This is a genomic window from Acidisarcina polymorpha, assembly GCF_003330725.1.
Classification (GTDB): Bacteria; Acidobacteriota; Terriglobia; order Terriglobales; family Acidobacteriaceae; genus Acidisarcina; species Acidisarcina polymorpha.
The window spans coordinates 3,351,947-3,364,297 of record NZ_CP030840.1 but is presented as its reverse complement, the minus strand read 5'-3'; the positions used below and the strand labels follow the sequence as shown (position 1 = coordinate 3,364,297).

The window sequence follows — 12,351 nt, the reverse complement described above, 5'->3', positions numbered from 1 at the left end:
GGCTTGACGCTAGTCTTCCAGCCGGAAGGTGAATTCTTCGATGACCGGGTTGGTGAGCACCTCGCGGGCGATCCGTTCCACTTCGGTGTGGGCAGTTGCGGCATCGAGCGCGTCTTCCAGGGTGAGGATGAAATACTTGCCCTGCCGGACGTCATCCACGCCTTGGTACTGCATTTTTTTCAACGCGCTCTGGATTGTCTGACCCTGAGGGTCGAGAACGCTGCGCTTCAATGTAACGTAGACATAAGCCTTCATTCTGCTCGATTATAGACTCGTAACGACATTGTCTCTTTCCGCATAGCGGATGCTTTTCTTGGACCAACAGTGTTTTCCGTCCTCAGACTTCTATACTTTTTAGACAGGGAGAATATGGTCAACTATCTGGAACTGCCCATCGGGGAAAAAGTCCCTGAGGTCGTCAATGCAGTGATAGAGATTCCGCTCGAGGGAATCAACAAATACGAGTACGATAAAAAGCTCCACGTCTTCCGGCTCGACCGGAACCTCTACTCGCCGGTCCATTATCCGGGGGATTACGGGTTCATCCCGTCCACGCTGAGCGACGACGGAGATCCGCTCGATGTTCTGGTTCTCGTCGATGCCGCCAGCTTTCCGGGTTGCGTGATGGAGGTTCGTCCAATCGGCCTGCTCGAGATGCTCGACCAGGGAGTGCTCGACGAAAAAGTGCTGGCGGTAGGCAAGGGCAATCCACGATATAGGGACGTCTGGAATTACTCGGAGATCTACCCGCACATGCTCCGGGAAATGACCCACTTCTTCTCTATTTACAAGGATTTAGAAGGAAAGCGCGTGGAGATCAAAGGCTGGCATGACGCCGCGTATGCTCGCGACAAGGTGCTCGCCGCGGCGAAGCAATTCGACGACAACAAGCTGGGATTGTCAAAGCCAGCGCTGCTTGAAGCAGGTGCAGGCAAGAAGAACACCAAGTAGCGTCCGTTTAACACTAAGTAGGATCGCTTCCTTGATAAGAAGCCGGCCACCGGACGCCAGAGACTGACGACGTTCGGTGGCCTTAGCTATTTTTCGGCAGGTGGGCTGCTCCTATTTGCTGCCCACCGGTTCCGCCAGCTTTTCGTGCATCGAAGCCTTGACCGAATCTGGCACAAAGTCAGCCACGGCTCCCTGGATCTTTGTCTTGAGGTCGGCGGCGTAGACGTGCTGCTCGCCAGCCATGAGCGCCTTGAATCCTTGCCTGGCCACATCGTACGGCTGGCTTGCGTGCTTGCCCTCCTGGCCGACTTTGGTATCGTCCATACCGGCACGATGAAAGAAGTCGGTGTCGGTGGGTCCCGGCTGTAGAGCCGTTACGGATACGCCAGTACCTGCCAGCTCCTCCCGTAGACTTTTCGCGAAAGACAAGTCGAATGCCTTCGAAGCCGCGTAGACGGCCTCCCGAGGCGCGACCATCTCGCTGGCGATCGAGGCGGTCACTAGAATCCTTCCCTGACCTCGTCCAACCATATGACGGACCACGTGCTTTGCGAGGTGGACGGTACCTTCCACATTGAGCCGGACCAGATTGATCTCGGCCTCCAGATCAGTCTCTGCAAAGAGGCCTCCGACGCCTACACCAGCATTGATCGCTGCAGCGTCGACCGGGCGTCCGGTGGCTTCAACGCCCTTCCAGAAGCTTTGCACCCCTTCATAGGTGGCAAGGTCTGCTTCAATCGCCGTTACATTCACGCCCAGGGAGCGGAGGTCCTGTTCGGCGCTCTCCAGTCGCTCTCCATGCGACGCGATAATCAAATCGAAGCCATTTTCCGCGAAAACCTTCGCGAGGTTGTACCCGATACCATTCGAAGCGCCTGTTACGAGTGCTAATTGATTTGCCATTCCATCACCATCTCAGAAATTTTCGAGCTCTTTTTTGGCTTGCACTCAGTGAGATGCTTTTTCGATGAAGCACAGCCCCCAACGGCCTTTTCCGGATAAATGTCCTCGATTGATGCAATAGAAAAGTCTTATGGAAACGGTGCGTAGCGGCAAACGGCGATACCATTTACATTCACCCAGAATTCACGCGCTCTGCTGGCTGGAATGACCCTCATCCCCGGGCATACCCGTGCCTTGCTCGTATCGCTAAATTGCAAAGGGCTAAATTGCACCCAAGGAGACCCTAGATGGCAACGAACCCAACGCCTGAGATGAGAAAAAGTCTAGGCGTTACCGGATTGACGATGAACGCGATGGCGCTCATCGCCCCGGGAGCCTTCCTGTGGCTTACCTTCTACATCCAGGCCACAACCGGTTCGACTGCACCTTCCATGTGGATGGGCATTGTCGTCGCCTTGCTGCTCTGTCTTTCTACCGCGATTTGCTACGCCGAGATGGCGAAGATTTATCCCGGTACGGGGAGTTCCTACTATTTCGCCGAGCAAGCCTTCCTGAACCATCATGGGGCGTGGCGCTATGCCCGGCTTTCGAAATTCATTGTTGGGTGGGGCTCCCATCTTTATTACTGGATTTACCCCGGGGTCATGGTCGCCACGATGGGAATTCTCTGCGGCTATGTGGTCGGGACGCTTCGGCCGGACCTCATGAGCGCCTCGAACCCCGGTCCGCTGTTCATGATGCTCATTGCCGTCGTGTTCTCGTTTTTGATCGCCTACATCGCCCATCGCGGCATTTCAGGCGCGACTTCGGTAAACGTGGTCATCAATTTTGTTCAGATCGCTGCTCTGATCATCTTCTCGGTAATGGCGCTCGGCTACCGCCTCCATCACCCTCCAGGAAGCATTGCTTACCAGTTCGATGCGACCAAGGGCGAGGCCTACAACTACGAGTTCGCCACCACCAGCGCAACCGTCAATGGCGCGACTACAGAGACTGTGGTCCGTGACTCCTCAGGAACACCGCAGCCGAAAGTCGATGGAGCCGGCAAAATCGTTCCGTACCATATCAGCTACCCAACTACCGACGACAAAGGAAACTTCCTTACCCATCCGACTCCAACATCCGTGATCGCCGTTCATAGCGTTGCCTGGGCGTTCATCCAGGCGACAGTGGCCATCCTGATCCTGGTCGGCTTTGAGTCGGTCACCGCCATGGGCGGAGAAGCGAAGAATCCCAAGCGGGATGTTCCCATTGCCGTAGTCACTTCGCTGCTTGTCCAAGGGGCCTTTTGCTATCTAATCGAATATTTCTGTGCCAACTATTTTCTGAATAGCGGTTATACGATGCAGAGCGCCACCAGCTCGGCCGCGCCAATCGGCGACATGATGATTATGGTTGGCGATGCGTTGTTTGGGCAGGGCCATGGGCGCGCCTTCATGCTGATTGAGGCGTTCACGGTCTTCCTCGCCCTTATCGGAACCACCCTTTCCTGCATGAATACGGGCGCGCGAGTCACTTACGCAATGGGCAAGGATAGGGAATTATCCGGACATTTGGGCGCCTTGCACAGCAAGAACCTCACGCCTCATCGCGCCATCTGGACGCTGGCGACGATCTCCGCGATCGTAGGCTGCGTTGCCGTCGCCGTAGTCTTTGGCGATGCCAGCGCTCCGACCGATGCTACGATTCAGGCGCTTCCTCATGGCATTTTCTCGAGCTTCGGCTACTTTTCGCATGACCGGCTCGCTGCTCTGCCGAACACCCTGCTGATGGTGACGCTGGCTTCGAATTTCGGAACCTTCGTCCTGTACATGTTGAGCTGCATCACTTGCATGGTGGCTTTTCACCGCCACCCGAAATTCAATCCCATCCTCCACTTGGCGATCCCCCTGTTTGGCCTGTTCGCGAACCTGGCCTGCATGGCTTTCTACCTCATCGGGCCGTTTATGGGGTATGGATCTAAGCGAGAGCCGCTCTACGCGCTGGGGATAGCGGCAGTCTGGGCGATTTATGGTGGTATCTACTTCCTCCGCTCAAGCAGGAAGACGGGCAGATCGACCTTGATTCAGGAGCGAGTTACGAGCAACAGCAGCGTCTAGGCGGAAGCACAGCTACTCCTCATGCGGACCCTCAGGGCTGTGTGCCCTTCCCCGAGGAAACATACAGCACCACATTCCGGCACATATACTTCTGCTCTAAGCGTCCATGCTCGATCTTGAATTCGCAGAATTTTCGGACACCGGCCCCAGCCGCGACCAAAACGAAGACTATTGCGGGTCTTATCAGCCGGCGACTCCCGAGGAAGCAGAAGCGCGAGGTTGGTGCTTTGCCGTAGCCGATGGCGTCGGTGGACAAGCCGGCGGAGAAATAGCCTCCCGAATCGCCATCGAGACCCTGCTTACCGGCCTACCCTCAATCTCCTCAAGCGAAGCACTCACCGTTGCTCTTCCGCGGCTTATCCAAAGAGCAAACCAGCGCGTCTTTGAAGCAGCAGGATCCGGCCTTCCTGCAGGGTCCATCGCGACCACCATTGTCGCCTGCGCAATCCGCTATGACCGCGCCGTGGTCGCCCACGTTGGTGATTCTCGCGCTTACTTGATCCGGCGCGGGCGCGTCACTGGGCTCACCCGCGACCACACAATCGCCAACGAGCAACTGGGTAGGGGCATCCTGAGCGCCCGGCAGGCTGCGGCCGCGACTACGGCGAACTTACTGAGCCGTTCGCTCGGAAACGAGATGTTTGTGAGCGTCGACACCGGCGATCATCTGCTCATTCCTGGAGATACCCTTCTGCTCTGTTCCGATGGACTCCACCGCTCGGTCGCGCCTGCCGATATGACCGGCATACTAAGCCCGTCGGTCGAACTGGAGAGCGCTGCGGCCGAGCTGGTGGCGCTTGCGAACGCTCGGGACGGCAGCGATAATGTCAGTGTTCAATTGATCCGTATTCGCGCCGTGGAGAGCGTCGGCATGTACCGCGGAAGACTGTACAAATTGCCGAAAATGCCCATTCCATGAATGCCATTCATGCCGGCGACCAACTCGATCATTACCGGATTGAAGAACTTGTTGCCCGCAGCGGGATGGCTTCCATCTTCCGCGCCACCGACTTAAACGATGGCCGTAAAGTTGCGATCAAAATTCCCCATCCTGAGATGGAGTCTGACCCGCTCTTCTACGACCGCTTCAAGCGGGAAGAGCAGATTGGACAAACCATGGACCATCCTGGGGTGATGAAGGTAATCAAGCCCGCATCGGATTCCGAGCGCAGCCAGGTTTACATGGTGATGGAATGGGTCGATGGCCGCTTGTTACGGAACATCCTCTCCGAACACCCCAAACTGCCCCCAGAGCGCGCAGTCAGCATCACTCGGGAAATCCTCGCCGCGCTCGACTACATCCATCGTCACGGCGTGATCCATCGCGACCTGAAGCCGGAAAATATTATGGTTGTTCCCGGAGACCCGGAACATCCTGGAGACAAGATCAAGTTGATTGACTTCGGACTTGCCGGTCGGGAAGGAGTCCGGCGGCTGACGTTCGCCAAGCTGACCCAGGTAATGGGGACGCCGAACTACATCTCCCCGGAACAGGTGAAGGGAAAGCGCGGCGATGCCCGGAGCGACCTCTACGCCGTGGGTGTGATGCTGTATGAAATGCTAACGGGGAAGCTGCCCTTTGATGGCCCGAATCCCTTCTCCATCATGAACGAGCGCCTGCTTAACAATCCCGTCCCGCCCCGGGTGCATGACCCTTCTATCTCTCCGGAGCTGCAGGAGATTGTTTATCGCGCAATGGAGCGCGATCCGCAACACCGCTATCCCAATGCGCGAGAGTTCGCCCATGATCTCGCTCATCCCGAGGAGGTCGGCATCGAGGATCGAGCGGCGCTCAAGGACTGGAAGCAGCGTCGCGAACCATGGCAGAAGAAGGCCATGCTCTATGCCGGTCTGGCCCTCATCCCGATCGTGATCTTCGGTCTTCTGATGTGGGTGGCCGAGCGATAGTCGGCGTTCCAACTCCGTTGGACTCTTGTCAAGCCCGCGCAGCCGACTTTTAGGATCGGGAGTCTTCCTGAAAAAGACCTACCACATTGCCTGCCGGATCACGGAAGGTGGCGATCCGCATGACGCCGCCGCTCGCATCCTCTGCTCGTATCGAGACAACTTCACCACCCGAGGCGACCGCCAATCCCAGCGTTTCGTCGATGCTGTCTACCCAGATATACGGCAGTAGACCGGGCTGCATGGCCACTTCGCGGCCAAGAACCCAGGTTCCGCTGATGTTTCCCGGCGCATCGTCGAATGTAGGACGATCGCTATCGCGACGCCGGATCTTCCAGCCGAAGAGCTTCTCGTAGAACGCCATGGACTCGGCGACATGAGTTGCCGGGATCTCGATATAGCAAAACCGGGGGCGCGGCGACGCTTCGGTCGTATGGCGAGGAGCTTGCACCGTGGTGGCGCCCCACTCTTCAGGACTAAGATCGCTGGCGTGCTGAGAGAACAGCCAGTGGTGAGCTTCGAAGTCGACCACTCCGTATTGCCGCTCTCCGTAGATGGTCTCGTGTAACTCTTCGACGATATTGCCACCTGCAGCCTGGGTCTGCGCGAAGTGATCATCCACATTGTCAACGAGGACGGTCAGGCTCTGAGTTCGACAGACGGATTGCGCCGGTAGCGCCTCAGCCGGCGCTCTCTTCAACATGAGGAACGCATCGCCAAGAAAGATCTGAGCACCGCTGACCGGATCACCATAGCGATAGTGTTCGCTGAACCCGAAGGTTCGCGCAAGCCAATCAACCGCTACGACAACATCACGATATTGAAGGTGCGGCAGAAGGGTGTCACTGGGGAGAGAACGGTTTTTTGTCATTCTGAATCCTCTCAATGTTGATTCGGATTTCCGTCCTGTGACGCGGAGGGTCGGCCAATCTCCCAATGGTGACCGAATGGGTCAACCAGCCGTCCAACTCGCCAGCCGTGCTGCTCACCGACTGGATAGACCTCGGTCGCCCCGGCCGCACGAGCTTGGGCAAATACGGCATCTGGATCGGCTACCGTGAGAATCATTCGGGCCGAGCCGCCGTTTGGAGATCCCGGTGTGGAATTTCCCTCCTCTGAAGTTTCCTCACTGAGCCAGAACTCTGCTCCCCCAATGGAAAGTCGCGCGATGATGCCGTCACCGCCATCGTGACGGTAGACTTCGGTGGCGCCGAAAGCCGACTTGTAGAATTCGACTGCCTTGGCATTTCTGAGGACATTCAGCCAAGGTGCGATGGTGTTCGTCCGTGTTTGGGCGGAATTAGGTGCCATGAGAACCTCCCGATCTTATTGGCCGTCGCCGTGCGTGGCGAGGTGGATCGCAACGTGAGCGCCAAGAAAAACCGCCGAGAGCAGGATGCCTAGTGCCATGGACCTCCTCTTTTGCCACAAGGCGGTGGCCGCAGCGAAGAAGCCGATCTGCGGCAAAGCGAGGACGACCAGCCACGCTAACCAGGGAGCACTCGCCGGATTCAGCGAGGGAATCAAATGGAATAACAGCTGCAAGAGACTGAATGCGCAGAGCGCTGTCAACACCGCGATCCCAACCCCGGAAAACATGCCTAAGGCCCTTTGCCGGTTGCTTTTCATCGCTCCCTCCATATCGTCTGAAATCCCCTTCAATCTCTTCCGAGAAGGGTGGCCTGACATCCTGGTAATTGCGACAGCGCTTCCCAGCAGCCAGAGGAGCGCCGCCAAGTCGTTTTCGATAGAATCTGCCTCCGCGCCCATTGCGGCCGCCCACTCACGGCGATCGGCCGGCGCATGCCGAAGGATGATGCGTGTGAGCTTGATCGTGATTCGCCGTATAGCCGACATCTATCCCTCACCAAATGCCGCCGTACCGAGATGTCCGATGGGGAAAGCGAGGCGATGCTGCCTTGCGAACTGCAAGCCATTCGGGGTCAGCCGGTAGAGATGTCGAGCCGGCTTGCCCGCCTCCGGGCTTTCCCAGGAGGTTTCCAGCAGATCCCGTTCTGCAAGCCGCATCAATATCGGGTAGAGTGTGCCAGACTTCAGACCCGTGTTCCGGCTGATGTCATAGCCATACCTCCACTCGCTCGGAGCGACGAGGAAAGCTTCGAAGAGGCGCAGCGTTTGGGGCGACAGCCGAGCTTTCATGGCCGCAACTCTACATATGTAGAGTTGGAAATGTCAAGTAAATAAGAGCCCCTAGGGCGGGGCTTCAGCTGCCGAGGAACTCGTCCCCATGGATCATGAACTCGGGATAGGCTCCTGCACCCAGTTCGTGAAGATCCAGACCAAGGCGCTCGGCTTCGGGAGAGACCCGCATTGGCCATACGCGATCGATTCCCCACTGAACTCCATAGGAGAACGGCAGAACGAGACCCAGAACGGTCGCAATGCCCGTGAGCTGCGCCAGCCACTGGCCTGCGTGGTTCGGAGCAAACAGGGCTACTGCGATAGCCCCCCATAGGCCTGAGACCCCGTGCATGGAAATGGAGCCGCCGGGGTCGTCGACTTTTAAGCGAAGTTCGAGGAACTCGACTGAGGCAGCGACCAGGATCCCGGCAAGAGCGCCAGTGAGGGCGGCGGTAGGCGGACCCAATACGGCGCACCCGGCGCTGCTCGCTACCAGGCCGCCGACACAGCCATTCATACAAAGCGAAGTGTCCGGCTTCCCAAAGCGTATCCGGGTATAGATGGCAGCAGCAAGAATCGCGAAGGCGGTACTCAAAACAGTGTTGACGCCGACCAGAACAACCTGGCTGAGAGGAATATTCGCGAACAATACCGCTCCGGCGGAGTTCAATCCGAGCCAGCCGACGAAAGCGAGGAGACACCCCAGCCCAGCCATCACCATGTCGTGGCCTGGGATGGCCGCCGGCATGCCTTGCGGACTGTACTTGCCGAGGCGTGGACCAAGAATCCAGGCAACGCAAAGCCCGGTCAGCCCGCCAACCGCATGGATGGTCGTCGAGCCTCCCACATCCACGAAACCCTGGCCGAGACCGAAGTTCGTGCCCAGCTGAGCAAGCCATCCCCCGCCCCAGACCCAATGCGCGAACAAGGGATAAGTCCAGCCCGCAAGCACTGCCGAGGAGATTGCACTAGCGCTTAATTTCCAGCGGCCTCCTCCCGAGCCGAGTGGGATCATGGCTGCCAGACCAACGCAGAAGAGTTGAAAGAGGAGGTTCAAGGAGCGGAGCGATCCGTCGAAGACCACACCGCGGAAGAAGAACTTCCCGCCGCCGATCCAGTCCCATTGCTTTCCTTCCGTCTTGAACCAGTACGATGCCAGACCTGGTGAACCCTGGAAGGCGTAGCCACAGACAAAGTAGACGGCTACCGCGACTGAGAGCACCCCGAGCGTCGAAACCAGCAAGTGGGCGGCATTCCTCGATCTTCCCAACCCGGCGTTCATGAGCGCCAGTCCCACTATGGCCAGCGGGATCAAGAAGATAGAGGTCAGGCAAAGGATCATTCTGGGATCAAACGGCGGAAACGAATTCAATATCTCCGCTCCACAAACGAGTCGACTGAACGCGGCGCGGGGATTTGCGTCCGAGCGAACAGGATCAGGCCCAGCAACTCAACGGCGACGCCCGCAATGGCAAAGGCTGCAACGAAACCCTGCCTGAGAAGGGTAATAGCGGCGACAACCAGGAACCATCCGGCGACAAGGAGAAGCAGGCTGAGGACTCTCATAGATGCTCGTCCTTGAAATCTAAACACAAGCTTGCGGGCAATGCGCGGGTTCACGCGACGATGTCGGAACTATCATCATCTTCTATCCCGATCATCAGAACTTTTTATACCGCTCAGCTCCCTTGTCCCCCCACGTTACCCTATAACTTGGCAAGAAATGGCTCCCAAGAAAGCCATAACTCCACCACAGCAGGAGACGCATGTCGATCGAAATCCGGAATTTCCTGACGCTCTCATATGAAGAGCTCGAAGAGAAGAACCTGGCCGCGAAAGAGCAGCGCAAGAATCGAGTTGCCGCGGACAAAATTCAAGAAGAACGCCTGAAGTACCTCACTGACGAGAAACGCATCAAGGCGGTCACGGTGCTGTTTAGTGACCTGGAAGGTCGCCTGCACATGCTCGATTACGACAAGAAGTTTCTCGTGAAGAGCTATGACAACCTGACCTTTGATGGTTCCTCGATCCGTGGGTTCACCGCGCAGAAAGAAAGCGATCTGCGGCTTGGAATCGACTGGAGCGCCTTCTACTGGGTTCCTGCCGACATCCTCGGGTCTGGCAAGATCTTCGTCTTCGGTCAGGTGATCGACAAGCAGGGCGGCCCCTACTCCGGCGATCTGCGCAGCGTCCTGAGGGCGTATGCCGACAAGCTCTACGCCGAAAAAGGATTCACCCTTAACGCGGCCAATGAAATCGAAGGTTTTCTCTTTGCGGGACGGGATGCGGAACGGCATTTTCATCAGACCGGAAGGTTCGACTACGTGAACACGGGCGGCTACTACCATTCGCTGCCTGGCGATCCATTGCGGACGTTCATCGATTCTGCCGCCGAGGTGCAACGCGCACTCGGCTTCGAGAATGAAAAAGACCACCCCGAGGTCGCGCCATCGCAATTTGAAATCAACTACAGCTATGGCGAAGTAGTCGCGGCCGCCGACCAGATCCAGCTCTACAAACTGCTTTGTCGCCAGATCGCGACCGGCCTCGGATTTACCGCCTCCTTCCTGCCGAAACCGGTCGTCGGCGTCAACGGCAGCGGCATGCACACCAACATGTCGATCACCAAGGACGGAATCAACCTTTTCTGGGACGCGGAAGGCCAGGAACAACTCAGCGCTTTCGGCTGGGAGTTTGTGGACCGCATTCTGACCCGCGGAAGCGATCTCTGCCTCCCGCTTAACTCGAGCGTCAACGCCTATCGGCGCCTCGATCCCCACTTTGAAGCACCGAATCAGATCAAGGCCTCAGCGACTGACCGGGGTTCAATGGTCCGTATTCCCATCGGCAATTCGAAGAGTATGCGGGTCGAAGTCCGTTCCGTGGGACCCGACGCCAATCCCTATCTCGCGCTCTATTCGCTGTTCCGCACCGGCCTTGACGGCGACATCTCGACGATCAAGAACCTGCGTTCGGCAAATCGGTATCTGCCCGACAATATCTACACGGCGCTTGAAGACTTTCGAGGGTCCAAGTGGGTTTCGACAATCCTCGGGGATGACGTCAAGGACAGGTTTGCCGATCTCAAGCAGGGTTCCGCCGACCGCTGTCCACGGCTTCTGGGCACCTTCGTGAAGGCTCCAGAGGTCCAGTATCACCACGAAGTCTACAACCAATACCTCTGGAACTGGTTCTAGGCTAAGGCGTGCTAAGCGCGTAGAGGACAGCCCCGGTCCGGAGCCGGGGCTGTTCTCATTGCCCGCTCTGTCTTCCGCTTGCCAACTCGTTAGCGACAGCCGTAGCGTTGTCGCCCCGGGACGGGTCGTCCAAGGCGAGCAACCATTGCACCAAAGTCTTCTCCGCCCAGTGTCGATCGCTGCCCGAATCGGGAGACAGGAAGGCACAATGCCCTCCGTACTGCGTTTCGACGAAGGTGACTAGCTCGTTGCCAAGTAGCGTTTCGCGAGTAGACGCGAGCATCCGAATGAACGGATCGTCGAGCGCATGGATAATCAGGGTTGGTACCGCAAATCGATCCGCAACTCTGGAACTGGCAACGCTTTGGTAGTAGTCGTCAGCATCGGCGAAACCGCCGTAGCGGGCGACAACATTCTGATCGAAATCGCGCATCGACCGGATCCGCTCTAAACCTTCCTCGGAATAAAGCTCCGGAAAAAGTGCTACTTTCTTGCGAAAGCGGCGCAGCATGTTGTGTAGAAATTTCCACTCATACACCCGGTTTCGCAGCTCGTGCAACGCTTTGGACGAGGCGGCTAAGTCCATCAGCGGCGATATACCGACGGCCGCTCGCAGCTGAGCAGGAGCAGCCGTGCCCGCCTCACCCGTATATTTGAGGACGAGGTTGCCTCCCATCGAATACCCGACCAACGCGACCGATTGCAAGCCATGTTCCCGGACGAGCCCGTCGACGACTGCCGCAACATCTTCGGAGCGCCCGGAATGGTAGATTCCCGGCGAAAGCTCGTCAGTCCCGCCGCAGCTGCGCATATTCATGCGAACGACATTACAGCCGGCAGCCCAAGCGCGGGACGCCGTGCCCAAGATATATTGCGAACGCGATGACCCCTCGAGGCCATGCACCAGAACCAGGGTCAGCCGCTCCCGGCGGACCTCTTTCGCCTGCCAATCGCAGTCACAACGCACCACCGTCGAGCGTCTTTCTTCAGAGGCAGGCTCGACCTCAACAAACCATGGCTCCCCTGGCGGGAGTTGGTGCTGTCGTGGAATATAGTTGCCGGTAATAGTCATTACGTGACCATTGCGCAAAATCCGGCGGGGCTGAAAGGCGCCGACGGGGATGCCCGGGGAAGAGGCCAGTAGGTCCGCCATT

14 protein-coding genes are annotated in these 12,351 nt (G+C 57.6%); 5 read left to right on the top strand and 9 right to left on the bottom strand.

The window, feature by feature from the left end:
- Positions 1–9: 9 nt before the first annotated feature.
- Positions 10–255 (bottom strand): phosphoribosylformylglycinamidine synthase subunit PurS, encoded by a 246-nt coding sequence (purS, locus tag ACPOL_RS14630; RefSeq protein ID WP_114207708.1) that lies wholly within the window; start codon positions 253–255, stop codon positions 10–12.
- Positions 256–369: 114 nt separating this feature from the next.
- On the opposite strand from purS, the gene ACPOL_RS14625 reads away from it, so the two are divergent.
- Positions 370–951 (top strand): inorganic diphosphatase, encoded by a 582-nt coding sequence (locus ACPOL_RS14625; protein ID WP_114207707.1) that lies wholly within the window; start codon positions 370–372, stop codon positions 949–951.
- 111 nt (positions 952–1,062) lie between these two features.
- Here ACPOL_RS14625 and ACPOL_RS14620 read toward each other — a convergent pair whose 3' ends face one another.
- A complete protein-coding gene (locus ACPOL_RS14620) occupies positions 1,063–1,854 on the bottom strand; it encodes an SDR family NAD(P)-dependent oxidoreductase (RefSeq protein ID WP_114207706.1) in 792 nt (263 codons plus the stop codon).
- A 287-nt stretch (positions 1,855–2,141) separates the two neighbouring features.
- Here ACPOL_RS14620 and ACPOL_RS14615 point away from each other — a divergent pair, with 287 nt between their 5' ends.
- The 3 genes from ACPOL_RS14615 (at position 2,142) to ACPOL_RS14605 (ending at position 5,861) form a co-directional block, all read left to right on the top strand.
- Positions 2,142–3,953, top strand: a complete 1,812-nt coding sequence (locus tag ACPOL_RS14615; RefSeq protein ID WP_114207705.1) for an APC family permease — start codon at positions 2,142–2,144, stop codon at positions 3,951–3,953.
- Positions 3,954–4,059: 106 nt separating this feature from the next.
- Complete coding sequence (locus ACPOL_RS14610; RefSeq protein ID WP_114207704.1) at positions 4,060–4,872, top strand: PP2C family protein-serine/threonine phosphatase; 813 nt, start codon at positions 4,060–4,062, stop codon at positions 4,870–4,872.
- Positions 4,869–5,861 carry a serine/threonine-protein kinase gene (locus tag ACPOL_RS14605; RefSeq protein ID WP_114207703.1) on the top strand — a complete coding sequence of 331 codons (993 nt, stop codon included), beginning with the start codon at positions 4,869–4,871 and terminating at the stop codon, positions 5,859–5,861. The genes ACPOL_RS14610 and ACPOL_RS14605 overlap by 4 nt, the downstream gene beginning before the upstream one ends.
- 49 nt (positions 5,862–5,910) lie before the next feature.
- Here ACPOL_RS14605 and ACPOL_RS14600 read toward each other — a convergent pair whose 3' ends face one another.
- The 6 genes from ACPOL_RS14600 to ACPOL_RS14575 all read right to left on the bottom strand — a co-directional run bounded on the left by ACPOL_RS14600 (position 5,911) and on the right by ACPOL_RS14575 (position 9,566).
- A complete protein-coding gene (locus tag ACPOL_RS14600; RefSeq protein WP_114207702.1) occupies positions 5,911–6,729 on the bottom strand; it encodes a VOC family protein in 819 nt (272 codons plus the stop codon).
- A gap of 11 nt (positions 6,730–6,740) precedes the next feature.
- Positions 6,741–7,169 carry a VOC family protein gene (locus ACPOL_RS14595; protein ID WP_114207701.1) on the bottom strand — a complete coding sequence of 143 codons (429 nt, stop codon included), beginning with the start codon at positions 7,167–7,169 and terminating at the stop codon, positions 6,741–6,743.
- A 15-nt stretch (positions 7,170–7,184) separates the two neighbouring features.
- Positions 7,185–7,715 carry a hypothetical protein gene (locus tag ACPOL_RS14590; RefSeq protein WP_114207700.1) on the bottom strand — a complete coding sequence of 177 codons (531 nt, stop codon included), beginning with the start codon at positions 7,713–7,715 and terminating at the stop codon, positions 7,185–7,187.
- The gene (locus ACPOL_RS14585; protein ID WP_114207699.1) at positions 7,716–8,018 is read right to left on the bottom strand and encodes a PadR family transcriptional regulator; all 303 of its coding nucleotides are present in this window, start codon (positions 8,016–8,018) and stop codon (positions 7,716–7,718) included. It abuts the gene before it with no gap.
- A 64-nt stretch (positions 8,019–8,082) separates the two neighbouring features.
- Complete coding sequence (locus tag ACPOL_RS14580; RefSeq protein ID WP_114207698.1) at positions 8,083–9,372, bottom strand: ammonium transporter; 1,290 nt, start codon at positions 9,370–9,372, stop codon at positions 8,083–8,085.
- On the bottom strand, positions 9,369–9,566 hold the full coding sequence (locus ACPOL_RS14575; RefSeq protein ID WP_114207697.1) for a hypothetical protein: 198 nt from the start codon (positions 9,564–9,566) through the stop codon (positions 9,369–9,371). Before ACPOL_RS14575 ends, ACPOL_RS14580 begins: the two co-directional genes overlap by 4 nt.
- Before the next feature lie 200 nt (positions 9,567–9,766).
- On the opposite strand from ACPOL_RS14575, the gene ACPOL_RS14570 reads away from it, so the two are divergent.
- Entirely contained in the window at positions 9,767–11,197 is a 1,431-nt protein-coding gene (locus tag ACPOL_RS14570; RefSeq protein WP_114207696.1) for a glutamine synthetase family protein, read from the top strand.
- 55 nt (positions 11,198–11,252) lie between these two features.
- On the opposite strand, the gene ACPOL_RS14565 is transcribed toward ACPOL_RS14570, so the two are convergent.
- A complete protein-coding gene (locus tag ACPOL_RS14565) occupies positions 11,253–12,350 on the bottom strand; it encodes a YheT family hydrolase (protein ID WP_114207695.1) in 1,098 nt (365 codons plus the stop codon).
- Between the last annotated feature and the right edge of the window lies 1 nt (position 12,351).